Origin of the sequence: Mesorhizobium sp. CAU 1732 (genome assembly GCF_039888675.1) — a bacterium.
In the GTDB taxonomy this organism is placed as follows: Bacteria; Pseudomonadota; Alphaproteobacteria; order Rhizobiales; family Rhizobiaceae; genus Aerobium.
On record NZ_JBDQQR010000005.1, the window covers coordinates 71,261 to 95,917 of the forward strand.

A 24,657-nucleotide genomic window follows, 5' to 3' on the forward strand; every position below is an offset into this window, starting at 1 on the left:
GCCAACGAACCGTTGCTCGCCGCCGCCGGAGCTTCCGCGCAGAAGTTGCGCGAAGCCGAGCGATCATTCTCCGATGTCGTCGCGTCGTTGGGCAGGATCTCCGCCGAGATCACCAAAGCAGATGCTCGTCTGGCGCCGCTTGCAGCGACCGTCCGGACGCTGATGGAAGAGCTGGAGCCACATCGCGCGGTCCTCGGCGATCGCATCGTTGATGCCGACTTCTTCGCCCGCGGTCACGAGGCGTCGAATCTTGAGGCTCCCTGGATTCCCGATCGGCTGCACCGGAAAAGAGAAGACCTATTCGTTGCCGCGATGGAGGTGCATCGTGCCTTTATCGATGCGTCGGCCCAAAAGATCCTGCACAATGTTGGCGCGCTGATGAACGTCTTCAGCGCGGGACCGCCACCCGACGAAGCGCGCCGCAGTCTGCTCGGCGACCTCTGGTCGACCCTGTTCATGGTGGTGCCTCTCGTCTCCACCACCTTTGCCTCGGTTGACAGGATGCTCGGACTGTTGCCGCCTGGCAGCATTGGCTGGTTGCTGGTCGACGAGGCCGGCCAGGCGCTCCCTCAGGCTGCCGTCGGAGGTGTGATGCGCGCTCGCCGTTCGATCATCGTCGGTGATCCGCTGCAGATCCCACCGGTCGTGACACTGCCGGCGCGCCTCAACGCCGAGATCTGCCGGTTCTTCAGGATCGATATGGCCCTCTGGTCGGCGCCAGAAGCCTCTACCCAGACACTTGCCGACCGTGCCTCCTCCTATCAGGCGAGTTTTCGGTCCGATCAGGGGCCGCGTCGTGTTGGCATGCCCCTCCTCGTGCATCGGCGTTGCCAAGAGCCGATGTTCGGGATTTCCAATCGCATAGCGTATGATGGGCAGATGGTGCACGCGCCCGCACCGAGGGATGCTGGCGAGGTAGGCTCTGTCTTGGGGCCGACCAAATGGCTCGACATCGATGGCGAGGCGGATACGAAATGGTGCGCAGCCGAGGGCGATGTCGTTGTCGCGATGCTTCGCAAACTCACCAGCGCTGGCGTCACGGAGCCTGACCTCTTCATCATCACGCCGTTCCGCGTCGTCGCCCAAGAAATGCGCCGCCGGCTGCGGCAGGAGAAGGATCTGGTTGAGCGCCTGAATATCGATATTGAGGAGTGGACCGAAGATCGTGTTGGCACCATCCATACCGTGCAAGGCCGAGAAGCCGAGTCGGTCATTCTCCTCCTCGGCGCCCCGGCGGCCTCCCAGCACGGCGCAAGGAACTGGGCGGCCGGCACGCCCAACATCCTGAACGTTGCTGTGTCGCGTGCAAAGCAGAACTTTTACGTCGTTGGCTCGTACGCTGCCTGGTCAAGCGTCGGCCATGCAAGGGAGCTTGCGTCGTTACGGCGGGCGCGCATCGGTCAGACAGGCGCGTAGGAAACACTGTCCGAAATTCATATACAAACTTCGGATAGCACCGGCCTTCGATCGGTGGCTGGAGGCCGTTTCCTGTCCTCGGTTTGGTTCGCGTCAAACCATCAGCTTAAGCTGATGCGTCCCACCTTGCTTGTCGTCCTCGAACGACGACAAAGTAACACCAATCAGCCGAGCTCCATCCCCTTTCCTGTCGGAAAGAGAGGATCGAGCAGGCTGCGCAAGACGCCGTCCATCTCGGCGATCCGCGCGGACTGCCGAAGGTGCGAAGCACGCCCAACGAACGAATACGTCTGGAGGACTCATGGGGCTGCTTATTGAAGATCGTGTCCGGGGACGTGCTCGTCAGGCCGCTGCTGCCGCGAAGCTTTCTGTGCATCACGTGCTGGCGCAACGTGCGCGGCTGGAGAAGCCACGTTACGACATATTTCTCTCGCAGGCGCTGAAGGATGAGGAGATCGTGCTCGGTATCTACACGATCCTCACCGAGGATTTAAGGCTGACCGTCTTCTGCGACTGGATCGACGCCGGGCATTCCGACCATGCGGGAACGACGCCGTCGGACGCGGCTTACATCCGGGACAAGATGCTCGCGTCTACCGGGCTTGTGTTCGTCGATTCCGAGCATGCTGTCGGCTCTAACTGGATGAGCTGGGAAATCGGGTGGTTCCATGGCGCGAAGGGACGCGTCTGCGTGCTGCCCGTTGTGACGGACGAGGCCGAGCAATATCGTGGCCGGCAATATCTGGGGCTCTATCCGGTGGCGGAGGACGACGTGGAGCACGTCCTTCGGGTGTCCGTGCCGCTTGCAAGGGTCGCTGCCGGCTACCCGCCTGGAACGCCACTCGGTCTAGCCACATCGTTGCCTATGAGGATCTGGAACTCGCTGGAAACGTTGCCACGCTATTTCCTTGGGTAGCCAGGCCTAATTCCGCAGCCAGGCGGCAAGCTCGGTCGCTGTATTCTTCTTGTGGTCCAGGACCATCCATACCTCGCTTCGATGGCCCTCCAAACGGCCCCAGACGATGCGGTGGTAAAGTCCAAGATATTCCCATTCGGCCCACGCCATGTCGTAGGCGGTCTCGGACGACGGGAACAGTGCAATGTTCGCCAAGGTCTTGCAGCCATCCGCTATGCCGAGTTCCCATGGGACCCAACGGCTGTCCTTGCTGTTCTTGCTGGTGAGGACGACAAATTTCCTCGATTGCGAGATGCGCCTCTTCAGAATCTTAGCAGTTTCCGCGCTTGTATACGGCGGCATCTCAGGATCGACCTCGTCGACATAGACACGAGCGCCGTGGTTCTCGAGCACTATCGTGGCACCGACGACCAGATCCCCGTCCTTGCTTGAGTGGGAAAGGAAGGTTGCGCCTTCCGGGGAGCGGGAGGCTGCATTCTTCCGAATGGTCGCCTGCTCCGAGGCAGTCCTCTGGTCCGCGAAGCCACGCAGTTCTGCCGATGTGACGAACTGAGCCACGCGCGCTACCTATCCGACCTTGGCCAGGCGATCGAAGATGGCTCGAACGGTGGAGAGGATTTTGTCGTCGGCCGCGCCGGCATCGGAAAGCACCCGGAGCTCGTCATCGGTAGGCCGTAGTGCTTTGGGTCCGGTTGCGGGTGTCGCCGAACCAAGCAGTTCTCGGCTTATCGCCTCCGCGGCGCCGCCAAACGTACCGATCGGGAGCAGGAACGACCCGGCGGTCTGTGCAAGTGCAAACTCCTCCATGACGCCACCGGCGACGACCTCGGTGCCTGCTTCCGACTTGATGCCGCCGAGGAACGTGACGATACCCGAATGGCGAGCCAGCTCGGCTCGAAGCGCGCGCCATTGATCACGATCCGGCATTTTTCCAGGCAGAGGTTGAGGGAAAGGTCGTACAATCAACCGGCGGTCTATGTCCCAGCCACCGCCGGTCCGCAATGCGTCCATGAACCCCGCTACAGTCGCCGGCCCCACCAGAAGTCCGGCGCCCGAGACCAGATCTCTGCCGGTGTCGCCGACCATACGGCCGAGCTTCTCGGCAATCGCGTAGATTCTCGGTGTCCGGGAATCGGAGCGATCCAGTGGCCAGCTACCACTCACCCAAACCCGCTTTTCCGCCACTCGCTTCTCGACTTGATGAAGCAACTGTGGGACCTCGTCATAGTCGTCGATCTCGACGGCGACTAATCCGTAGCGCCTCAGATCCTTGGCCCAGAGCTGATGCTGCGCCAGTCGAGCCTTGAACTCGTCATCAGTCTTGAAATGGGTCCGTTTTGGAGGGCGGAGGATTGCGAAGTGTTCGGGCGGCGACTCCGTGAAACTCTCGCGGATTAGCGAAAGCACATGCCGAACATTCGGGTCCGTCAGGCTGAGGCCCACGAAAAGCATGGACATGCTACTAAGATGCGCCTGCAACAACGGTAGGAACGCGCCACGTCGCGTTCGATAGAGCTCGTAGTCGTCGGTAGAGATGACCAGGTCGTCAAGCCTGTCGACCGAACCGTGCATCTTGTAGAGGCGCGTGGCTCCGGGTGTCGGCCTAAGCGCGAGATCCTTTGCTCCCGAGATTGCGTCGAGTGGCCGGTTGATACCTGCGAAGGCGCGCTCGACGAGCCGGTCGTAGTTGGTCGTCCAGATATGACGAACGGGAAGGCGCGCGAGAATCTGCAGGGTCTCTGGTACGGCCAATTCCTGGCCAATCTCTCTTTTGATGACATTGCGCACGCCGGTTGCGTTGCCAGTTTCGAGGATATGCCACTGCGCGAGCGCGGCGAGATCGTGGATGTCCTTGGAATTGACGCCGATCTCTTCACCGATCTCAGTCAGCAGTTCCGTCCATGAAGGATAGCCGGCAGCCATTGAGACGCCCGCACCCACAAACGTCACGCCGGCCCCATCGTGCAGCGAGGACGGGAACTCTTTGAGGAACTTAGTCCGACCTGCGCCCGCCATAGTTATTTCCCGGCAGCTCTAGCTGCCGCCTCGATCCAAGTCTCGATATTGTTGTATCCGTCGTTGAGGACCCAGTCGTAGTTTGCATAGAGCGTATTCATCCTCCGCTCCCCAACCGAAAAGTAGGACAGTGGATTGGTGCCTGGGACGTCAGCGCCGGTCTGCGGATGCCTGATGTTATGGATGTCGATCGCCAGAAGCCCCTTGCCCAGCTCGAAGCTTCGTTTGATTTCGTGCTGGACCCATGGTCGATGATAGGTCTCGGCGCCATAGAGGACGACAGTAACCGATGTCCCCGCCAGTTGCTGCTCGATCCACTTTTCGATACCGCCAGCGCGGCGCTTGACTTCCTCGAATTCAGCCTTGTCGTAGAACGGAGTTGCCTCACCATTTCGACGGACGACCCAAGAGTTACGGACCTGCATCACGCGATGCACATCGCGATCGTAGTGGAAGCTGAAGAATACCTTTCGCGTCAACATATCCTCCTGAGTCATAAAACAATGGAAATTGCGAGTAGAAATCGCTCGTTCTCATTGAGCGCTAGATCGACCTAGAATAATAGCGAATACATCTCTTATTACGCGTGTGGATCGGTCGGACACATTTTTCCTCCGAAATCGACGAAATCGGTACTCGGTGCTGCGCAACACGACGCGGCGAGCGCATCGAATCAAGCAGATATCAATGTCCGTTATGGCGCAACCGCGCATGTGCCGTGCGGACACTCCGACACCCGACTTCCAAGAGGTGGCTACGCTTCACTCAACAGCCGATCCGAGACGCGTTGCTGCCGAAACTGATTGGCTAGGTAAATGGCAGTCTTTCCGGCGGGCCGTTTGAAATCTGTCAGTCCGTTTCTCACCCCGTTGGGAAGTCTCGTCTATACATCAATGCAAATTGCGGGATCGAGGCTGGTGAGTTCAAGATAGGCGTCGCCCTTTAGGCCGGGCTCTTGGCGAAGCCGAAGCCTGACGGTGTTCGCCCATACGGGCTTCGGTCCCTGACGCGAGGCCGGCTGCCGCCGGAGAGGAGACCTGGAGGATGTTCGCTATCCTGAACTCCTGGCTGCAGCGCCGCCGTGCCATTCGCTGGCGTTGGCAGGCCGACGCGCGTCGCCTCGTGCGAGAGGATGAGCGGGGCGCCTATTACGAGGCGCAGCGCCTCGCGGCACGGGCGCTGGCCGCGGGCAGCGGTGCGGAGTTCGCCCATTGGGCCAAGGTCGCGGCGGAGGTGGCGCGGATCTCGCCGCGTGCGGACATGGATCTCGCGACCGTACATGCGATCGTCGACGCGGAGCTGCGGCGGGCGGGCAGGCCTTAAGCGGTGTCACGCCGGGCGGCGCGACAAGGATCATCAACGGCGATGCCGCGGCAGCGCCCGGCGAGAATGGTTCGTTCGGGAGAGGCAGGGGACCAACGGGAGCGGGCCAATCCCGCTCTTCTGCGATGTCTCTTGGTCCGGTCCCGGATCTTCCACGATCAACCCGCTGCGGGGTCGGCTACGCGGAGCGTGCCGCCGCTTTCGTCTTCGACTTCAGGGTGATCGCGACCGGGACAGGCCCTTCCGAGGAGCCATCGAGCGGGATTGGCCCGCTCCCGATGGAGCCTCACCCATGTCGAACGACCTTGATCTCGCCCAGAACGCCGCCTTCCAGCTCGCCCGCACCCTGATGGTCCCGGTCTCCCTGTTCGAGGTCGACGGCTCCTACGGTGTCCTGCCGGCCGACGAGCTCGACGGCGCCGATGTCACAGTGCTTTTCGAATACGATCCCTTCTCGGGCGCACGGCCGGCTCATTGAGCCGGCCTTTTGCTTTTCGGGCTGCCGCTTGCGAGCGGCATGCGGCAAGGGAAGCTTCGCCGCGGCTGGCACGGAATGGGCGGCGCAAGTTGCAAGTTCTCATCTTGCCAGCCGCGCCCTTGCCCCCTTTGCTCTTCGCGGCCTCCGGAAGCGGCCCCCAAAGACTGGGGCAAGGCAGAACAGGAAAGGCGGCCGCAAAGAAGGCCGGGCAAAAAATGGAAAAGAAGGAACTGGAAGAACTGCGGGACCGTGTGAGTTGCGCCGCCGTACTGGAACATGCAGGCTTTGCGATCGATCTGAAGGAAAGCACGCGCAAGGCGGTCAAATACCGGCGCGGGGGCGAAATCGTCATAGTCATCCACGATGGCAAGGGATGGTTTGATCCGCTGAGCGACGCCAAGGGCGACGTTTTCAATCTAGTCGAGCATCTGGAGGGCTTCACCTTTGTGGAGGTCCTCGATCATGTCGCATCACTTATCGGGCTCGTGCCGACAGAGCCGGTATGGATGCGGCAGGCGCGGGAGAGCCAGCCAGCAGATTCCATCCCCGAACGCTGGCAAAACCGCCGCAAGCCATGGCGGGGATCTGCCACCTGGCGCTATCTTCGCGATGAGCGATGCCTGCCGGAATCCATCATCCGCTCCGTCATCCAGCATGATCTTCTGCGCGAGGGGCCGCGTAGCTCAATGTGGGCGGCGCACAAGAGCGATGATGGCACTGTCACAGGCTGGGAGGAGCGCGGACCTGAATGGCGAGGTTTTTCAACAGGTGGCGCAAAAGTGCTACTCAGGCTTGGCCCACCCAACGCTTTGCGTCTGTGCGTTACCGAAGCCGCAATCGACGCGATGAGCCTTGCCGCACTGGAAGAGGCGCGTCCCGGCAGCCTCTATCTCAGCACGGGCGGGGGATGGTCGCCGTCGACCGAGGCTGCGATCCGCCATCTTGCGATGCAGGATGGCGCAGAGCTTGTCGCCGCCACCGACAATAATGAGCAGGGCGATCGATATGCGGAAAGGCTGGAGGCAGTCGCGACTGAATCCGGTTGCAAATTCGCGCGCCTGCGTCCGGTCGAAGACGACTGGAACGCAGAACTGAAGGCAAAGGTAAAAAGAGAAAAAGGGGGAAGGGAAGAGGAGGAGGAATCCCGGCTGCCGCATGCCCGCCGTCCGCCTCAAGGGTAAAGCTTCGCCCGGCTGCGCCGGCCCTTGACCCGGCCGGACGGAGAGGCGGCCGCGGGGAGGGGTCAGGAAGGCCGAAGAGGATGGTGATCCGCATGGGATGAACCGCGCTCCGGCCTGACGAGGCTGAAGGAGCCCGCCAATGACCCTCACCGCCATCCGCAAAGTCTATCAGGGCGTCGCCGATCGCCGGCAGACGTTCCGCATGTTCGATCGCCATGCCCAGAGGCCTGACCGCTGGCAGAATGACGACAGCGCACTCTTCATCGGAGAGTGGTTCGAACATCGCCAGAGCGAGCACGACTACATGCTCAACATCCTGCAGCCGCTCTGGATGCGGCATGATATGTTCGCCATGCGCGAGTTTCTGACGGGCAGCGTGACCAGCGTATTCTTCTCGCTCGCGATCGACGGAGCCGTTCGTCATTTCCACGGCTATTGCGATCTTGCCGACAATGGCTCGCCCGAGCGCATGAAAGCCGCGATCATCGAGCGGGAAACCCGGCCGGTACGGGCAATGACGCGCGACGAGCGGCTCGAGCATATCTGGAGCGCGACCGAGGACGGCTATCGCGGCTATGCCGATGAGCGTTTCCCGGTAACGCAGCGTGGCCAGCGTGTCGTGATGATGTGTGCATCCCGGCAGGCGCGGACCTTCAGGCTGCTCGACCAGCTCACCGATGCCGAGGTGTCGACGAAGCTACCGGTGCATCTGCGCTACCTTCCCGAACAGATAGCGGCTTGAGCGGAGGCGGGACCATGCTGACTTTCCCGATCTGCGATGTGCGCAAGGTCATAGCGCAGGGTATTGCCGACGCTCTCGCCAATGGCGGCTTCAGCGACCCGCATCTGGGCCTGTCGGAACACGACAATTGCAAACCCGGCCTTTGGCTGGTTGGCGATCATGGGGTCTATCTGTGCTCGAACGGCAAACTGGCCGAGGGGCAGAAGCCTTTGGTCGCCTATGCCGAAGAGTGCAATCCCGATGTCAACGAGGACTGGTGGGACGTCAAACGCGCCACCTTCGGCAGTGACGACGGCGTGGACTTCCTCAGCGCGACCTCTCTTGAGGCGCTGTTTGCCGGTACGCCTGACGGCACGCATCTGCGCATAGCCTTCATGACGGAGTCGATGCAGCTCTTCATTGTCCGCAAGGACTGATCCGCTTCGCCGCAAGGCGTAGCGCAATTCCACCCTTTCCAACTGATCGCGTTCAACCAGCTTGCCGGCGCTCCGGCGGGAGGGTGACGCGCGCCTTCAACACAGGAGATATTTGAAATGGCGCAAGACGATCCTTTCACGCTCGATATGTTCGGCAGCACCTCGCTGTCCTCCGGTCTTGGCCTTGGCGTGACCGCCTTTACCGACGACTTCGACCCGGATGACGATCCGGATTCCACCACGCCCGCACCGGCCATTGCCGGTGTGGTGTGCTCGCCGAATCCGAAGACACAAAGCAATCCAGCTCGCGGCATGAACTTCCACCTCGCCGACAGCCGCGGTCTGGCGAAGGGCTGGAAGAAGCGTGCGCGCGACAGCATCGCAGCGATCCGGCTCGCCGCCGAAATCGAAGAGGAGGATCGTCCCGCCACAGGCGAGGAGCAGGAGCAGTTGATCCGCTTCACAGGCTTCGGCGCATCGGAACTGGCCAATGGCGTGTTCCGCAAGCCCGGCGCGGTCGAATTCAGCAAGGGCTGGGAGGAGATCGGCGGCGAATTGCAGGATGCCGTGGACGATACGGCCTATGCTTCGCTGTCACGCTGCACGCAATACGCCCATTTCACGCCAGAGTTCATCATTCGGGCGATCTGGTCAGGACTTCAGCGGCTTGGATGGCGTGGTGGCCGCATGCTCGAACCCGGTATCGGCACAGGTCTGTTTCCAGCGCTGATGCCCGAGGCGCTGCGCGACATCTCCCATCTGACAGGCATTGAGCTCGATCCAGTCACCGCCCGCATCGCCAGGCTGCTGCAGCCACGCGCCCGCATCATCACCGGCGATTTCGCGCACACCGATCTGTCGGCCAGTTTTGATCTCGCCGTCGGCAATCCGCCATTCTCCAGCCGAACGGTCCGCTCCGACCGTGACTATCGCTCGATGAGTCTGGTGCTGCATGACTATTTCATCGCGAGGTCGATCGACCTGCTGAAGCCGGGGGGCTTTGCCGCTTTCGTCACCAGCCATGGTACGATGGACAAGGCCGATTGCTCGGCGCGCGAGCATATTGCGAAGTCCGCCGACCTGATTGCCGCGATCCGTCTGCCCGAGGGCAGTTTCCGGGCCGAGGCCGGTACGGACGTCGTCGTCGACATCCTGTTCTTCCGCAAGCGCAAGACTGGAGAGCCTGAGGGCGATCAGGCCTGGCTCGATATTGATGAGGTGCGTCCAGCGACGGAGGACGAGGGGGCGATCCGCATCAACAGATGGTTCGCCCGCCATCCCGACTTCGTGCTCGGCGAGCATGTCGTGCGCCACGGTATCTATGGCCCGAAGGAGACCTATTCCTGCCCGCCGCGCGACGGCGAGGATCTCGACGCGGCTCTTGCCGCCGCCATCTCCCTTCTTCCGGAAGCCCTTTATGACGGTGAGCCGACCGTCATCGATGCCGATCTGGAAGATATAGCCGATGGCGCCCCCGTCGATCTTCCGTCAGAGCGCCACGTTCGCGAAGGCAGCTTCTATTTCGAAAGGTCGCAGGGCCTGATGCAGATCATCGACGGCGAGCCCGTTCCGGTGAAGGTTCGCAGGGGCCGCAGCAGCGACGGTATCCCGGAGAAGCATGTCGGCATCATCCGCAAGCTGATCCCGGTCCGCGACGCCGTGCGCGAGGTGCTGAAGGCGCAGGAGCTCGACCGTCCCTGGAAGGATTTGCAGGTCAAGCTCAGGATCGCCTGGTCGAGCTTCGTGCGCGAGTTCGGCCCGATCAACCACACCACCGTCTCAATCACGGAGGATGAGGAGAGCGGCGAGGTTCGCGAAACTCATCGGCGTCCGAACCTCCAACCTTTCCTGGACGACCCTGATTGCTGGCTGGTAGCGTCGATCGAGGATTATGATCTCGATACCGATACATCCCGCCCAGGCCCGATCTTCTCGGAGCGGGTGATCTCGCCGCCGGCGCCGCCTGTGATCACCAGTGCGGCCGACGCGCTCGCCGTGGTGTTGAACGAACGCGGCCATGTCGATCTCGACCACATCGCCGAGCTTCTGCACCGTGATGCGGATTCGGTCGTGGAGGAACTTGGGAGCGCGATCTTCCGTGATCCCGCAGATGGCTCGTGGCAGACCGCCGATGCCTATCTGTCCGGCCATGTTCGCGACAGACTGAGGGTGGCGGAAGCAGCAAGCGCGCTCGATCCCGCCTATCAGCGCAATGTCGCCGCACTTGCCGCCGTGCAGCCGATCGATCTTGGCCCTTCGGACATTACCGCTCGGCTCGGCGCGCCGTGGATACCGGCCGCCGATATCGTCGCCTTCATCAAGGAGACGATGGATGCCGACATAAAGATCCATCACATGCCCGAACTCGCGTCATGGACGGTCGAGGCGCGGCAACTCGGCTGGCTCGCCGTCGGCACATCGGAATGGGGGACCAACCGCCGTCATGCCGGCGAACTGCTTGCCGATGCCCTCAACAGCCGCGTTCCACAAATCTTCGACACCGTGCGAGAGGGCTCCAGCGAACGGCGGGTGTTGAATGTCGTCGACACCGAGGCGGCAAAGACCAAGCTGCAGAAGATCAAGGATGCGTTCCAGCGCTGGATCTGGTCGGACGCCGATCGCACCGACCGGCTGGCGCGCGACTATAATGATCGCTTCAACAACATAGCGCCGCGCCGTTTCGACGGTTCGCATCTCCATCTTCCAGGCGCCTGTGCGGCCTTCACCCTCTATCCGCACCAGAAGCGTGGGATATGGCGGATCATATCGTCGGGCGCGACCTATCTGGCGCATGCCGTGGGGGCCGGCAAGACGATGACCATGGCAGCCGGTATCATGGAACAGCGTCGTCTCGGCCTGATCGCCAAGGCGATGCTGACCGTCCCGGGCCATTGCCTCGCTCAGGTCGCGCGTGAGTTCCTGGCGCTCTACCCGAATGCCCGCATTCTCGTGGCCGACGAGACCAATTTTACCAAGGACAAGCGGGCCAGGTTCCTGTCGCGCGCGGCGACTGCGACATGGGACGCGATCATCATCACGCATTCGGCATTCAGGTTCATCGGCGTGCCCTCAGCCTTCGAGCAGCAGATGATCCATGATGAGCTGGAACTCTACGAGAAGCTGCTGCTCGACGTCGAGGACGACGACCGCGTCTCGCGCAAGCGGCTTGAGCGCCTGAAGGAAGGCTTGCAGGAACGGCTCGAAGGTCTCGCCACCCGCAAGGACGATCTGCTGACTATCTCCGAGATCGGCGTTGACCAGATCATTGTCGACGAGGCGCAGGAGTTCAGAAAACTCAGCTTCGCGACCAACATGTCCACGCTCAAGGGCGTCGATCCAAACGGTTCGCAGCGCGCCTGGGACCTCTATGTCAAATCCCGCTTCATCGAGGTGAAGAACCCGGGCAGGGCGCTCGTACTGGCGTCGGGAACCCCGATCACCAACACATTGGGCGAGATGTTCAGCGTGCAGCGGTTGATGGGCCATGCGGCGCTGATGGAACGCGGACTGCACGAGTTCGATGCCTGGGCGAGCACGTTCGGAGAAATGACGACCGAGCTCGAACTTCAGCCATCCGGCAAATACAAGCCGGTGTCACGCTTTGCCAGCTTTGTGAATGTCCCGGAACTGATCGCCATGTACCGGTCCTTCGCCGATGTGGTGATGCCGGATGACCTGGCGCGCTATGTGAAGGTGCCGGCGATCTCTACCGGCCGACGCCAGATCGTCACGTCGAAGCCGACTTTAGCTTTCAAGCGCTACCAGATGATCCTGGCCGAGCGCATCAGGAAGATCGAGCTTCGCGAGCGGCCGCCAGAGCCCGGTGACGACATCCTGCTTTCCGTCATTACGGATGGCCGGCATGCCGCGATCGATCTTCGCCTGGTCGATTGCGACAATGACAATGAGCCCGACAACAAGCTCAACAGTCTGATCTCCAACGCCTATCGCATTTGGCAGGAAACGGGAGCCAACAGCTACGTTCGCCCGGACGGCAAAGCCTATGAGCTTCCCGGCGCGGCGCAGATGATCTTCTCCGATCTCGGCACGATCAATGTCGAGAAGACGCGCGGCTTCTCTGCCTATCGCTGGATCCGCGACGAACTGATCCGTATGGGCGTGCCCGCGTCCGAAATCGCCTACATGCAAGACTTCAAGAAGTCCGAAGCCAAACAGCGGCTGTTCGGCGATGTCCGTGCCGGCAAGGTACGTTTCCTTCTTGGAAGCTCCGAGACGATGGGCACCGGCGTCAATGCCCAGCTCAGGCTGAAGGCATTGCATCACCTCGACGTGCCATGGTTGCCATCGCAGATAGAGCAGCGCGAGGGCCGCATTGTCAGGCAGGGCAACCAGCATGATGAGGTCGATATCTTCGCCTATGCCACCGAGGGTAGCCTCGACGCGACCATGTGGCAGAACAATGAGCGCAAGGCACGATTCATCGCCGCAGCATTGTCGGGCGACACCACCATCCGCAGGCTGGAGGATATGGGCGAAGGCCAGGCCAATCAGTTTGCGATGGCGAAAGCGATTGCTAGCGGCGATCAGCGCCTGATGCAGAAGGCCGGTCTTGAAGCTGACATTGCTCGACTTGAACGGCTGCGCGCCGCCCATATCGACGATCAGCATGCCGTGCGCCGCAATATCCGTGATGCCGAGCGCGATATCGAGCAATCCACCCGCCGCATTGCCGAAATCGGCGAGGACATCGCGCGGCTCGTTCCAACCTCGGGCGAGGCCTTCTCGATGAAGGTGACCGGCAAATCCTATGTCGACCGCAAGGATGCCGGTCGCGCCTTGCTCAAGGAAATCCTGACCCTGGTGCAGGTCCAGCAGGAAGGCGACACCATCATCGCCTCGATCGGCGGCTTCGATCTCGAATTCTCAGGCCAGCGCTTCGGCAATGACAGCTACCAATATGTCACTTCGCTTCTAATCACCGAGGCCGACGACGAGATCGACCTGCCGATCACGGTAACGCCGCTCGGCGCGATCTCCCGCCTCGAGCACGCGCTGTCAGGCTTCGACCATGACCAGGAGCGCTATCGCCAACGGCTTGCCGATGCCAACCGTCGGCTGGCGTCCTACCAGGCTCACGGCGACGGCGGAGACTTCGCGTTCGCCAACGAACTCGCCGACAAGCATCGGCAGCTTGCCGAGGTCGAGGCCGATCTGGCGCAGGATATCGATGGCATTGTCGACGTTGAGCCGCTCGCCGCCTGAATGATCATGATGGCCCGCCATGTCCTCGGACGTGGCGGGCTATTCTCATGTCGTCGCCAGAAAAGATGGGGAGGGAAAAAGAAAAAGGGGAGGGAAAAGCCCGCTCGCAGATCGGGCGGTCAGGTGACGCTGGCGCTCAACCGCGCCGCTCGCGATCCCGGCCCGTCTTCCTCGCAAGGCGCTGACGCGCCCCGCTCGTCTGGCCGGGCAGGGATGCTCGGCCGCAGTTGCACCAGGCCGTCCGCTCCGCGGGCCGGTGGGGGTCTTCGGGAAGAAGACAGGACCGGCAAGGCCCGGTTCTCCAACCCCCATGAAGGAGTAATTCCATGCATGTCATGAAGGTCGATCCGCGCGCGCTGAACGAGAATCCCGACCGTTCGCGCCAGACCAAGTCCACCCCGCAGGCAGACCTGTTGCTGCTTGCGACCATCAAGGCTGTCGGTATCGTTCAGCCCCCGGTGATCTTTCAGCAGACCGATGGCGGCAATGGCTATGTCATCGATTCCGGTCATCGCCGTGTCCGGCAGGCAATCAAAGCCGGTCTTGAAGAGATCGACGTGATCGTTGTCGAGGCTTCCAACGACAATGGCGCAATGCGCTCGATCGTCGAGAACACGGCGCGCGATCCGCTCAACCCAGTCGATCTTTGGCGCGCAATCGAGCGCCTGGTTGCTCTGAGCTGGACCGAGGAGGCGATTGCGATTGCTCTGTCACTCACGGTTCGCCGTGTCCGTCAGCTCAGGCTAATGGCCAATGTGCTGCCGGCCATGCTCGATCACATGGCGAAGGGCGATATGCCCAACGAGCAGCAGCTACGCACGATCGCATCCGCCTCGCTCGATGAGCAGAAGGAGGTCTGGAAGGCCAACAAGCCGTCGAAGTCCGACCCCAGGGCGAACTGGTGGGGCATTGCCAATGCGCTGACGAAGACGCGCATGTTCGCCAAGGACGCCAGCTTCGATGACGAGCTTGCGCGCGCCTATGGCATCGAATGGGAGGAAGACCTGTTCGGTCCCGCCGACGAGGATGGCCGCTACACCACCAATGTGGAAGCCTATCTCGGCGCGCAGCAGGAATGGATGACCAACAACCTGCCCAAGCGCGGCATCGTTGCCGAAACCGGCGACTACGGCGAGGTCAAGCTGCCGAAGAAGGCAGAGCGCGTCTATGGCAAGCCGACGAAGTCGGATCACACCGCCATGTATATCGACCGACAGGGCAAGGTGCAGAGTGTCGTCTATCGCATGCCCGAGGAGAAGAAAGCGAAGGGCGACGCCGGTGATACGGATGTGGCTCCGACTGCACGACCCGACGTCACCCGCAAGGGGCTCGACATGATCGGCGACCTGCGCACCGACGCCCTGCATGAGGCGCTTGCCCGAGCACCGATCGAGGACGACACGCTGATGGCGCTGCTCGTTCTGGCCTTTGCCGGCATGAACGTCTCGGTGACATCAGGGGCCAGCGGCGCATCGCCCTATGGGTCGGCCAATCTTGGCGAACATGCTGCACGGCTATTCAACCCCGAAGGCGCTTTCGCCTTCGACATGGACACGCTGCGCATCGCGGTTCGGTCCGTGTTGATCGAGGTGCTGTCATGCCGCTCGGGTCGGTCGAAGAGCGGCACTGTCGCGCTCGTTGCCGGCGATGCGGTCGGCGCTGACGGCTTCCTCGCCAATATGGGGACGGAGGAGTTCCTGTCGTGCCTGTCGCGTCCGGCTCTGGAGGCATCGTGCAAGGACACGCCGGTCCTGCCGTGCCGGAAGGTGAAGGACACGCGCGCCGCTCTGGTCGAGCATTACGCAGAGGGACGGTTCGTCCACGCTTCTGCGCTGTTCGAGCCGAACGCGATCAAGCTCGCAAACTGGCTCAAGGAGAACGAGCCAGTCGCCGAGGATCAGGACGAGGGTGACGACGATCAGGTCGATCACGCCGACGAGTCCGAAGGCGAAGAGTTCGACGAGCCATTCCGCGAAGCCGCCGAATAGGCCGTCCCTTCTCTTTCCGAATGCCATTCCGCCGCCGGGTCACACCGGCGGCGTTTTCATTTTCAGCAACAGATAGGTTTGCACCATGTCAGCATCGCTGATCTTCGACATTGCCCCGATAGGCTCGATCGTCTCCTGGTCGGACAGGACCCCGCGTCCGCCCGAGCGCCACCGCAAGAAGCTATCGGCGTGGAAGGGCTCCAATAGCTTTGGACGCCTGATCCGCAAGCAGGGCCAGCGCATCATGGGCAGTGTGATTCTGCCCGCCAGCTTCACCCTCCATGAAGGCGATCATGGCGCGCATGGCGTGGTCGTCATCCGCGTGCATCGCAGCTTCTCCGTCAACACGAACCTGCGCTTCACCGTGCTCGAGCGCCCTGCCATCGGATCGGTGCGGATATTTGACCGCGCTGGCGACAATGCCGAGCTCGTGCATCTCGCCGGCAGCAGGCAGCAGGCCGAGGAATGGCTGTCGCGCCATGGCTATCCGCGCGCCGTCATGCAAACCGTGTCGGCCGACGAGGTTGCCGCCGACAGCGTTGAGGGGAGGGCGGCGTAATGGCGAACTCCCCGCACACAACAACAACGGGCTCCACTTCCCGGTTTCCGGAGGTGGAGTTCGGCCACACGGCAGACGGCATGTTCGCCGCCCGTGTGGCCGACAACGCTTTTGCCATGGCGCCGTGCCGCGACGGTTCTCATTATCTCGTGACGGCCTGGCGGATCGGCAGGCCGATCACTGAGTGGAAACGCGCCGATTTCTATGGCCATTCCGGCTCGCTCGCCGACGAAGCCGGCTTCCGCGCCAGAGTTCTGGAAAATGCGGAGCATCAGCGTGAGAAGCTGGCGCTCGGTCGGCGCGAGATCCACTCGAGCGCCTCTACGCCATGGGGCCCGTCTCAGGGCGGCACTGTCTTTGCCGAGGGCATCACCTGCCACTCGACCGCCGGCCATGGCGGTTTCCATCTGTCGGCCGATCGTAACCGCAAAGTCCATCCGTCGCTGCGCGCCAATCGCGGTTGGTATGAAGAAGATGAGTGCTGGGCGATCGTCGCGATCAGCTTCCCTCATCTCTTCACCAGCTTCGAACGGCGTTGCGCGGAATCTACGATGAAGGACAGTTGGCCCGACCAGTGGGAGGCCATCACTGGCATAGTCCTTCAGCCGGGTGAATCCCGCACGAAGGACGAGCGCGCCTTCCTCGCAGAACATGCCGATGACTGGCTGGTGCAGTCGGCCATCATGTCCGATCCGCATCCGGGCTTCACCGAGGTCATCGCGACCAGAGGCGGTTGCCGTGAGGATGGCGTCGAGCGCCGGCGTTTCCTCGTCCCTTCGTCCGAATACAAGATGGGGCGCTTTGGCTTCGTCATCGATACCGGACGTCATGCCGAGTATAGCGATGCGTCGAGCTTTCCGGGCATCCACGGCAAGAGGGTCGCGTGATGGCCGCCCTCGATCCCCGCGCGCGTCTCTTCCGCATGGAGGAGGCACGTCGCCAGACCCAGCATCAGCTCAGCATGATTGAGCGCCAGATCACCCGGCGAATGACTGCGTTGATCCCGCAATTGCAGCCTAAGCGAAAAGCCTTCCATCGCGGCAGGCCACCCGATCCGGCATCGTTCCTCGAACGCTACCGGTCCAATCTTGCCGCGATCACGGCTGAGCGTCAGCACGAGATCGATGCCCTGTCGCGCAAGCTGGCGCGGCAGGAGGACGCGATTGTGGTGTTTCGCAGGCGTTATGCGCTCGGAGCTGCTCAAGCCGCTTAGAGGCCTCGACTCTTACGGGTCGAACAAGGCGCTCAACCTCTTTTTTTGATGCCGGTGTCTGTGAGCAGCCCTTGGCCCTTCTTGCCGGCGGGTTTGCTGCGGTCTGAACCAGCGGCTTGCCGCTTCAAGGCCGCTATCGCGCCGCAGAGCGGCCGAAGCACAGCCGATCTCGGCAGGGTTACCCCGCGCACTGCGCAGGGACCAGTGAAGAACTGGCCCACGCTTGTCCGCAAGCCAGCCCCGCTCGCCTGTCTGGCTCCGGACCCTGAAGCGCCCAGCTTGCGCCGGTTCTGTTTGACCGCACCCGCAGGCAAGAAGGGCCGAGGGCCAATCACCTGAAGGGCATCGTCAGAAAGGTAAGCTCAATGTCCAGTTCAACCCGTCAACCCAAGTCCCGCGCCCGCGCTGCGCAGACCCGCAAGGGCACCACGTTGGAAATGGTCCGGCTCTGCTGCCCCGACAGCAACCAGGCATCCCTCATCTCCGAAAGCTTCGGGCTCCCTGTCCTCGACAGCGGCGGCATCCGCGAGTTCCACGAGCGCAGTCTGATCGAAGGCGCCGACACCCTCTCCGAGGGGCTCTCCGACAAGGCGATGCAGATCCATCTCCAGAGGATAGTCGGATCCTATGTCGGCTCGGCCTACGGCGCAGGCCAGTTCTACTCGAAGGCCGTCTCCGAGGCGAAGGATGCCTCGGCAAGGCTGGCCAACGACGCCCGCGACGAGGATCTCGAAGGCCCCGTGGGCTTCGACAGCGCCGCCCAGCGCAAGCGCGAGTTCGCCGCTGACATGGGGCTCCAGTCCCACGCCCTGCGCATGGCTGCCGAAGGCGCGGTAGCCGCCTACGAGCACATCGTCGGCGAGGCGTGGAAGCCCTACGAGCGCCAGGTCGAGAACCCCGGCCAGAGCGTCAGCCGCAAAGCGGCCGAACTCCAGATGGCGGCTCTCGGCTGAGCCCTTTCGGGCGGAGCTTCGGCTCCGCCCATACATACCCCATCAAGGCCGGTTTCCTTCGGGACGCCGGCCTCTTCGCGTGTCCAGACTGGGATTCAGAATGAGCAGGGTCAACGTGACCGCACCGATCGCGGCCGTCACGAAAGCTGGTCCTGCTCCGGTCCTCGTCCCGCGAAACGGCTGCGCCGTCCTTCACTGGCGTTGCGGCCCGCAGGCGACATCTCCCTTCCTTCCGATTGCTCATCGCGGGTTCGCGGACCTGCGGTCCTGCGCGGTCGGACCTCGTGACGGCCGCGATCGGCGCGGCCCCGAACTGGAGGTCCGGTAAATGGACAGGAAGAGCAATAAACCCCGCGTCGACATCTATGCGAAGATCACCGACCGGATCGTCGCGGATCTGGAGAAGGGCACGCGCCCCTGGGTGAAGCCATGGAGCGCGGCCAATACCGCCGAACGGATCACCCGCCCGCTTCGGCACAACGGATTGCCGTATCAGGGGATCAATACCCTGCTTTTGTGGTCGGAGACGGTCGCGCGGGGCTTCGTCTCGCCAACCTGGATGACCTACAAGCAAAGCGCCGAACTGGGCGGTCAGGTCCGCAAGGGCGAGACCGGCTCGATGGTCGTCTATGCCAGCCGATTCACGCGTACCGAAACCGATGCGCGGGGCGAAGAGGTCGAGCGCGGAATTCCGTTCCTCAAGGCATACACCGTCTTCTGCGCCGATCAGATCGATGATCTGCCGGCGCAGTATTACGGCAATCCTGCGCCGGTGGCCGATGCTGTCGAACGTATCGCGCATGCCGATGCGTTCTTTGCCAATACCGGCGCGATCATCCGCCACGGTGGTAACCAGGCCTTCTTCAATCCGCTGCTCGACATCGTCCAGATGCCGCCCTTCGAGTGCTTCCGCGATGCTGCCGGATATTATGCGACCCTCGGTCACGAGATGACCCATTGGGCTGGGTCGGACAAGCGGCTCGATCGCAATCTCTCGCGCTATAGCAAGGATCGGTCGTTCCGTGCCCACGAAGAACTCGTGGCAGATCTTGGCGGTTGTTTCCTCGCCGCCGATCTCGGAATAGTGCCCGAGCTCGAACCACGCCCCGATCACGCCAGTTACCTCGCCAGTTGGCTGACGATACTCAAGAACGACAAGCGGTACATCTTCGCAGCCGCCGCCCATGCCCAGCGTGCCATCACCTATCTGCACGGACTTCAGCCGGACGCCGAGCAAATCGCGGAGGCGGCGTGATCTGGCAGGCCGAAGGCCCCGCCTCACGACGGAGTGCTGTCGCAGCGCTCATCCCGTGTGGCGGAACCGGATCAACAGGCTGTATTGACCGTCACCACAGATGGGGTGGGCCATTCGAATGGCGAAGGCGGATGTCTCCGGCTTGCGAGGGGAAGGCGTTAAACCTCATTGAGTTCTCCCGGCACGCCGGACGACATGCGACCGGCAGGCGGATGGTATCCCGGTCTGGTCGAGCGGGGGTCTCGCAGGCGCGCGTGGCAAGATGCCGGGAGGCCGGGCTGGAAAGCGTCTGCCTAAGCTGTGTCGAAATGAACGTCCCGACAGGGTGGCCAGTCGTCTCGCCAGTGGTTTCCTGGAGAGGGCGCAACCAACTGCGTCCTCGATGTGGCTGGTCTGACCGAAGGCCGTCTTCGCTGCGCTGTGTCTCGTTCTAAAGCCCGCAACATCCGTTCGGTACTTTCTTCCCCTGCCGAAACCACCCCACGCGACAGGTCGCGCGGGGACCCCGGTTTTGCCGTCATTCCCCGCGGAACAAGAAAGACCCGCCCTGGCTGCCCTCCTCTGCGTTCCGGCCCCTGCGGGGTGCGAGCCGATCGCCTCCGGTCTGTCGACCGCCATCGAGGTCGCGATGGTCGCGGCCCGAGAAAAACACGGAGACGACATCATGGCTACCATCGGCACCTTCACCTCCACCGGCAACGGCTTCACCGGCGCCATCAAGACCCTCAACCTCAACGTCAAAGCCAAGCTGGTCCGCGTCGAGAACCCCTCAGACAAGGGACCGCATTTCCGCATCTTCTCAGGCTCGGTTGAGCTCGGTGCGGCCTGGCAGAAGGTCTCCAACGAGGGCCGCGACTACCTCTCGGTCAAGCTGGACGATCCGAGCTTCCCTGCTCCGATCTACGCCACCCTGATCGAGGTGGAGGGCGAGGAAGGCCTGCAGCTGATCTGGTCTCGCCCCAACCGGGACTGATTGCCCCGAAAGAGGGCTCCGCCGCGAGGCGGGGCCTTCGGCCGTTCGAGGCCCGGTGGTCGATGCGTATCTCGGACCGCGTACGGATTGGCGGGTAATTCCCGCGCTCGATGCGGAGACACGTCAGCGTTTCCCGGCCGCTCAGCCGTTGAGAGCGTCCTTGATCGCCTTGGCCGGCGTGAAGATCAGCTTCTTAGCCGCGGCGATCTTGATCGTAGCGCCCGTCGAAGGATTGCGGCCCTCACGCTCCGGCGTTTCCTTCACCTTGAATTTGCCGAAAGCTGGGATACTGGTTTCTGCTCCGCTCTGAGCGGCATCCGCGATCTGCTTGAACACGCTCTCGACAACGGATTTGGCCTGAGCCTTGGTCAGACCCTGCTCGGCTGCGATCTTGTCGGCGATTTCATTGGTTGTGGTCATGTAAAGTGTGCCTCTGTCCTTAATAGCCCCCACAATCTATGCCGATGAAAGCAGGTTTGGGGAAGAGATTGCGCGTTCCATGGCAGAGGCAGAAACGGCAAAGTCACAGGCAATAGCCGTACCATCGTCTTGGTTCTGTGCCAGTTTATTCCCTATAGCCGCGCCGCCGCTTTGATCGTTCCAGCTTCGACAGGGCGAGAACGGCGTCGTCCGCTTCGTCGAATGTCTCCATCAAGGATTGACCATTCGTCCCGATACGTCCCCAGTTGCGGATGACGGAAGCGCCACCGAACAGCGTTGGCTGAATGGCAAGCGAGTAGAACCGCTGCATGTTCTGCTGCGGATCAATACGGCGCATATGAACTGGGCGATCACCATCACTGGACATACCCGGAGTCTCGCTTCCTTCGGAAGCGGCGTCCAACGAGTTTCATGAATCGTACCGGCAGGTTCGATTCACGCCGTTGATGGGTCTTTCTCCGCTCTCTTTCCGGAAGCTCCTCACGCCAGCGTACGAACTATGTCCGGCAATTTGGGATTCCATACTTGTCGATTTCGCATAGATTGGAACTCGTGCGAAAGGACTGATCATGACAGAGCATGGTGATAACGACGCCGCTGCGACGGGTCCTCATGGGACACTGCGCGCCATGCCTTTGCTTAAGGTCTCCCGTTCAGCGCTCTGGAGGCAATCGGCCGCGCCGGTTTCTACGGCGCATGGCATCTTCTCTACTTCGCTGCATGTGCGTTTCGTGCCTTCACCGCCTTCATGGTTCTCGCCGCCATCGTCATGCTGCCAATGGCACTTTGCGTATTCGTCAATCCGAACGCCGCCCCCATGCCGTGGTGGACCTTCCTGATGATGTCGCTCGGCATGATCGCCTTCGCCATCTTCTATTGCAGGTTCCTCGACTGGTTCACGCCGCCCGGGGCGACGGACCCCTTTGGCCGATACCGGCCATCGGTCAGGCGGAAGTCTTGACGAAGCGATTCGGACTGGCGGCCGCGTCCATGTCCTTTCTCCGGAAGTAGATCGCCCGTCCGCAGCGGATAGGATCGTGGCCCTGCACGATGATGATCTGCTCATCCTTGCGCATCTGCTGGGTGATCTCATGCGGCATGATCAGCGGTCGGCGTTGCAGGTTGAGGCTTTCGGAGCGGCGCGAGCCGCTGTTCGAATTGCTCCAGCCGACATTGCGCGATTTGCCCTGCACCTCGACGGTCATCTCCCCACATTGCGCTGACACGTTGCGCGCCGTGTCGAGCGCCTTGATCGCGGCATAGGATGCAAAGGCGCATCCGTCGATCCAGGACGTCGCGCCGTCTTTCCCGAAATGCCGTTTGAGCTGCCCGACCGATTGATACATCAGCATCAGCGTGATGCCGTATTTGCGGCCGCGGTCTCGCGCCTCTTCGAGAACGCGCATATAGCCGAGCAGGTCGACCTCATCGAGCATGAACAGAGCGCGCCGCTCGAACGCGCCATCGGCCTGCGTCATCGCATTGATCAGCGATCCGATGATGACCCGGCCGATGCCGGGATAGGATCGCAGGATCGCGGCGGGGATGTTGAGGAAAACATCCTTGCCGCCTGCGACGATGTCGGCCGAGCGGAAGGTGCGGCCGCAGACCAGTGCGGCATAGTTTTCCAGCGACAGCCATTGCGTATCCTTCGATGCGGTCGAATAGACGCCGGAAAATGTCTGCTCGGTCATGTTGGTGAAGACGCCGAGCGTTTCGCGGATAAAGGCGGACTCCGACGTCTCCTGAATGTCGCGCAGCATGGCCAGAACCGAGGGCTCCGGCTCGGAGACGATCTGGCGGAGGCTGCGCAAGTTTCGCCGACCGGCATATTCGGGCGAGAGCACGACATGGGCGAGCAGGCCGGTCAGGAGATTGTGCGCCTGGTTCTGGAAGTAGCTGCCGGTCGAGGATTCGAAGCGGGCGCTTTCCGACAAAAGTATATGGGCGACAGCAACGATATCCTCTTCCTTGTGCCGGGAGGTTTCGATCCAGTCGAGCACATTGAAGCCCGTCACCGGATTGGCCGGATCGAGCACCATGCAGTCACGGCCGAGTTTTACGCGGCGATGCTCGACGACCATCGGCGCAACCTCTGTCGATGGATCGAGGCAAATCAGTGGGCCGGTATAGCGCAGCGCGGTCGGCACAACATTGCTCGTGGTCTTGAAGCCGCCCGAGCCGGCAAAGAACAGCATGTGCGTGGAGTCGAAATCCTGCCGGTAGGTCAGAAGCGGGGCCGTGCCGCCGCTGCCCCATGTCTCCCGGTCGGCCGGATCGAAGGGAATGTCGCGGATGGTTTCCCGGTCGACGCGATAGCGCTCGCCAACGACGATCTCGCCATCGGGCGGAAACAGCTTTCCCGCCGCCGGCATGGTCAGCCAGTCCGCATCGCCGAAGGTCGCGCGGCGCGCGCGTTTGACGGAATCGGAAACGACGACAGAGAGGCGGGCCGCGATCGCCACGATGACGAAACCGACAGCGGCAGCAATGACGGCGAAGAAGTCGAGATAGGACAGCACTTCGTCCCATGTCACCGCGCCGCTTTCGACAGAGGGCGACAGCCGGGCATATTCGCGCAGGCCGTAAAAGCCGGCGACGCCGAGAAAGCAGAGCAGGCTCATCATCGCCACCGGCCGCCGGCGATGCAGCGGCAGGGCGAGAACCGTGACCAGCCCCGCAATCGGGCCGAAAAGCAGATTGGGGATCGGCGCGGACCGCAGGAACCAATATGCGTTCGCCGGCGAAAACCCGCTCGCCATGATCTGCCAGCGGTATGATGTGATCGTCAGCGTGATCGCCGTGACGGCAATCGGCACGACAGCCCATATCACCGACCGGCTGACTTTGCTTCGCGACACCATACCCGGTCTCCCCCTTCCGGCACTCAGCCGTCTGCTATCTTTCCGGAAGCCGGCTCTGACGATGGTTGCTGATCCGGCGCTCCGGCTCTCGCTGCGCGGTCACTTCGAAATGCCATTGCACCCTTGGCTTTCAGCCTGTGGTGCTCATTCGAGTCCGTGCGGATTGATGCCGCCTCCAGAAGCACGCCGAGCAGAAAAGCACGGTCTGCCTGTCGCAGACCGGCCTTCACCACCAGACCACCCAGGGTGATCTTTTCCCGTGCGTCCTTCTTCCGGTCATTGGTCATGTCTTTGCGCCGCCTCCGCTCCAGAACGAGAATGCGCTGATCGACCCGCCTAAGCAGAAGCGCCTGACGGCTTCTTCGCTCCGATCCGAAATCGGCCGGCGATCTCCTCGAAAATGGCGTCGAGCTCATTGTCGGGAATATCGAGTTCGGCCAGCCCAGCCTTGGCGGCAGCACGCGCAAAGCGCTCATTGGCCTTTGCCAGAATAGAGCGGCGCTTTTCGCGCAGTTTCTCTATCTGGGCATCAATCTCTGAAATCGACGATTTCGCGCGCATATGCTGTTTTCCTTCCGGTCGCAATGGCATCAATGCAGCGATTATACCGTGTAGAAACGCATAGTAAAAGATGCTAGTTTTCACCGAGCCGAATGGCTCGTTTCAGGTCTGCGCCCGTTCGGGCGCATCCCGAGAGACG

Annotated in this window: 24 protein-coding genes; 15 read left to right on the top strand and 9 right to left on the bottom strand. The window is 62.0% G+C overall.

The genetic code is table 11. From position 1 onward, the window contains the following. The first annotated feature begins 12 nt into the window (after positions 1-12). Positions 13-1,416, top strand: a complete 1,404-nt coding sequence (locus AAFN55_RS26065; protein ID WP_347801924.1) for a DEAD/DEAH box helicase — start codon at positions 13-15, stop codon at positions 1,414-1,416. A 301-nt stretch (positions 1,417-1,717) separates the two neighbouring features. Further along, complete coding sequence (locus AAFN55_RS26070) at positions 1,718-2,332, top strand: hypothetical protein (RefSeq protein ID WP_347801925.1); 615 nt, start codon at positions 1,718-1,720, stop codon at positions 2,330-2,332. Between the two features lie 6 nt (positions 2,333-2,338). Here the strand turns inward: AAFN55_RS26070 and AAFN55_RS26075 are convergent, their stop codons facing one another. From AAFN55_RS26075 to AAFN55_RS26085, 3 genes are read right to left on the bottom strand one after another with little or no spacing between them, the layout of a single operon-like run. Next, positions 2,339-2,890: a toll/interleukin-1 receptor domain-containing protein gene (locus AAFN55_RS26075; protein WP_347801926.1), complete on the bottom strand. Its 552-nt coding sequence runs from the start codon at positions 2,888-2,890 to the stop codon at positions 2,339-2,341. A gap of 9 nt (positions 2,891-2,899) precedes the next feature. Next, positions 2,900-4,348 carry an SIR2 family protein gene (locus AAFN55_RS26080; RefSeq protein WP_347801927.1) on the bottom strand — a complete coding sequence of 483 codons (1,449 nt, stop codon included), beginning with the start codon at positions 4,346-4,348 and terminating at the stop codon, positions 2,900-2,902. Between the two features lie 2 nt (positions 4,349-4,350). After that, positions 4,351-4,827 carry a TIR domain-containing protein gene (locus tag AAFN55_RS26085; RefSeq protein WP_347801928.1) on the bottom strand — a complete coding sequence of 159 codons (477 nt, stop codon included), beginning with the start codon at positions 4,825-4,827 and terminating at the stop codon, positions 4,351-4,353. 565 nt (positions 4,828-5,392) lie between these two features. Between AAFN55_RS26085 and AAFN55_RS26090 the strand changes: the two genes are divergently transcribed. From AAFN55_RS26090 to AAFN55_RS26150, 13 genes are all read left to right on the top strand, one after another. After that, a complete protein-coding gene (locus tag AAFN55_RS26090) occupies positions 5,393-5,671 on the top strand; it encodes a hypothetical protein (protein ID WP_347801929.1) in 279 nt (92 codons plus the stop codon). A gap of 292 nt (positions 5,672-5,963) precedes the next feature. After that, complete coding sequence (locus AAFN55_RS26095; protein WP_347801930.1) at positions 5,964-6,149, top strand: hypothetical protein; 186 nt, start codon at positions 5,964-5,966, stop codon at positions 6,147-6,149. A gap of 215 nt (positions 6,150-6,364) precedes the next feature. Beyond that, the gene (locus AAFN55_RS26100) at positions 6,365-7,330 is read left to right on the top strand and encodes a DUF3991 domain-containing protein (RefSeq protein WP_347801931.1); all 966 of its coding nucleotides are present in this window, start codon (positions 6,365-6,367) and stop codon (positions 7,328-7,330) included. Positions 7,331-7,469: 139 nt separating this feature from the next. Next, positions 7,470-8,072 (top strand): DUF1419 domain-containing protein, encoded by a 603-nt coding sequence (locus AAFN55_RS26105; RefSeq protein WP_347801932.1) that lies wholly within the window; start codon positions 7,470-7,472, stop codon positions 8,070-8,072. A gap of 14 nt (positions 8,073-8,086) precedes the next feature. Further along, positions 8,087-8,488, top strand: coding sequence for a DUF3085 domain-containing protein (locus AAFN55_RS26110; RefSeq protein ID WP_347801933.1), 402 nt, complete (start codon positions 8,087-8,089; stop codon positions 8,486-8,488). Between the two features lie 117 nt (positions 8,489-8,605). Further along, positions 8,606-13,711 carry an N-6 DNA methylase gene (locus tag AAFN55_RS26115; RefSeq protein ID WP_347801934.1) on the top strand — a complete coding sequence of 1,702 codons (5,106 nt, stop codon included), beginning with the start codon at positions 8,606-8,608 and terminating at the stop codon, positions 13,709-13,711. Positions 13,712-14,037: 326 nt separating this feature from the next. Then, a complete protein-coding gene (locus AAFN55_RS26120) occupies positions 14,038-15,699 on the top strand; it encodes a ParB/RepB/Spo0J family partition protein (RefSeq protein ID WP_347801935.1) in 1,662 nt (553 codons plus the stop codon). 85 nt (positions 15,700-15,784) lie between these two features. Continuing rightward, complete coding sequence (locus AAFN55_RS26125) at positions 15,785-16,258, top strand: hypothetical protein (RefSeq protein ID WP_347801936.1); 474 nt, start codon at positions 15,785-15,787, stop codon at positions 16,256-16,258. Next, on the top strand, positions 16,258-17,145 hold the full coding sequence (locus tag AAFN55_RS26130; protein ID WP_347801937.1) for a hypothetical protein: 888 nt from the start codon (positions 16,258-16,260) through the stop codon (positions 17,143-17,145). The genes AAFN55_RS26125 and AAFN55_RS26130 overlap by 1 nt, the downstream gene beginning before the upstream one ends. Beyond that, positions 17,145-17,471, top strand: a complete 327-nt coding sequence (locus tag AAFN55_RS26135; RefSeq protein WP_347801938.1) for a hypothetical protein — start codon at positions 17,145-17,147, stop codon at positions 17,469-17,471. Before AAFN55_RS26130 ends, AAFN55_RS26135 begins: the two co-directional genes overlap by 1 nt. Before the next feature lie 365 nt (positions 17,472-17,836). Beyond that, positions 17,837-18,424: a hypothetical protein gene (locus tag AAFN55_RS26140; protein ID WP_347801939.1), complete on the top strand. Its 588-nt coding sequence runs from the start codon at positions 17,837-17,839 to the stop codon at positions 18,422-18,424. Positions 18,425-18,752: 328 nt separating this feature from the next. Next, positions 18,753-19,679, top strand: coding sequence for a zincin-like metallopeptidase domain-containing protein (locus tag AAFN55_RS26145; RefSeq protein WP_347801940.1), 927 nt, complete (start codon positions 18,753-18,755; stop codon positions 19,677-19,679). Between the two features lie 664 nt (positions 19,680-20,343). After that, positions 20,344-20,652 (top strand): DUF736 domain-containing protein, encoded by a 309-nt coding sequence (locus tag AAFN55_RS26150; RefSeq protein WP_347801941.1) that lies wholly within the window; start codon positions 20,344-20,346, stop codon positions 20,650-20,652. A 141-nt stretch (positions 20,653-20,793) separates the two neighbouring features. On the opposite strand, the gene AAFN55_RS26155 is transcribed toward AAFN55_RS26150, so the two are convergent. The 6 genes from AAFN55_RS26155 to AAFN55_RS26180 form a co-directional block, all read right to left on the bottom strand. Further along, positions 20,794-21,072: an HU family DNA-binding protein gene (locus tag AAFN55_RS26155; protein ID WP_347801942.1), complete on the bottom strand. Its 279-nt coding sequence runs from the start codon at positions 21,070-21,072 to the stop codon at positions 20,794-20,796. A 145-nt stretch (positions 21,073-21,217) separates the two neighbouring features. Further along, positions 21,218-21,460, bottom strand: a complete 243-nt coding sequence (locus tag AAFN55_RS26160; protein WP_347801943.1) for a WGR domain-containing protein — start codon at positions 21,458-21,460, stop codon at positions 21,218-21,220. A gap of 341 nt (positions 21,461-21,801) precedes the next feature. Further along, complete coding sequence (locus AAFN55_RS26165; protein ID WP_347801944.1) at positions 21,802-21,963, bottom strand: hypothetical protein; 162 nt, start codon at positions 21,961-21,963, stop codon at positions 21,802-21,804. A 74-nt stretch (positions 21,964-22,037) separates the two neighbouring features. Continuing rightward, positions 22,038-23,957, bottom strand: a complete 1,920-nt coding sequence (gene traG, locus AAFN55_RS26170) for a Ti-type conjugative transfer system protein TraG (protein ID WP_347801945.1) — start codon at positions 23,955-23,957, stop codon at positions 22,038-22,040. 23 nt (positions 23,958-23,980) lie between these two features. After that, positions 23,981-24,244 (bottom strand): conjugal transfer protein TraD, encoded by a 264-nt coding sequence (locus tag AAFN55_RS26175; protein ID WP_347801946.1) that lies wholly within the window; start codon positions 24,242-24,244, stop codon positions 23,981-23,983. 49 nt (positions 24,245-24,293) lie between these two features. Beyond that, positions 24,294-24,518 carry a TraC family protein gene (locus tag AAFN55_RS26180; protein ID WP_347801987.1) on the bottom strand — a complete coding sequence of 75 codons (225 nt, stop codon included), beginning with the start codon at positions 24,516-24,518 and terminating at the stop codon, positions 24,294-24,296. Positions 24,519-24,657 lie beyond the last annotated feature (139 nt).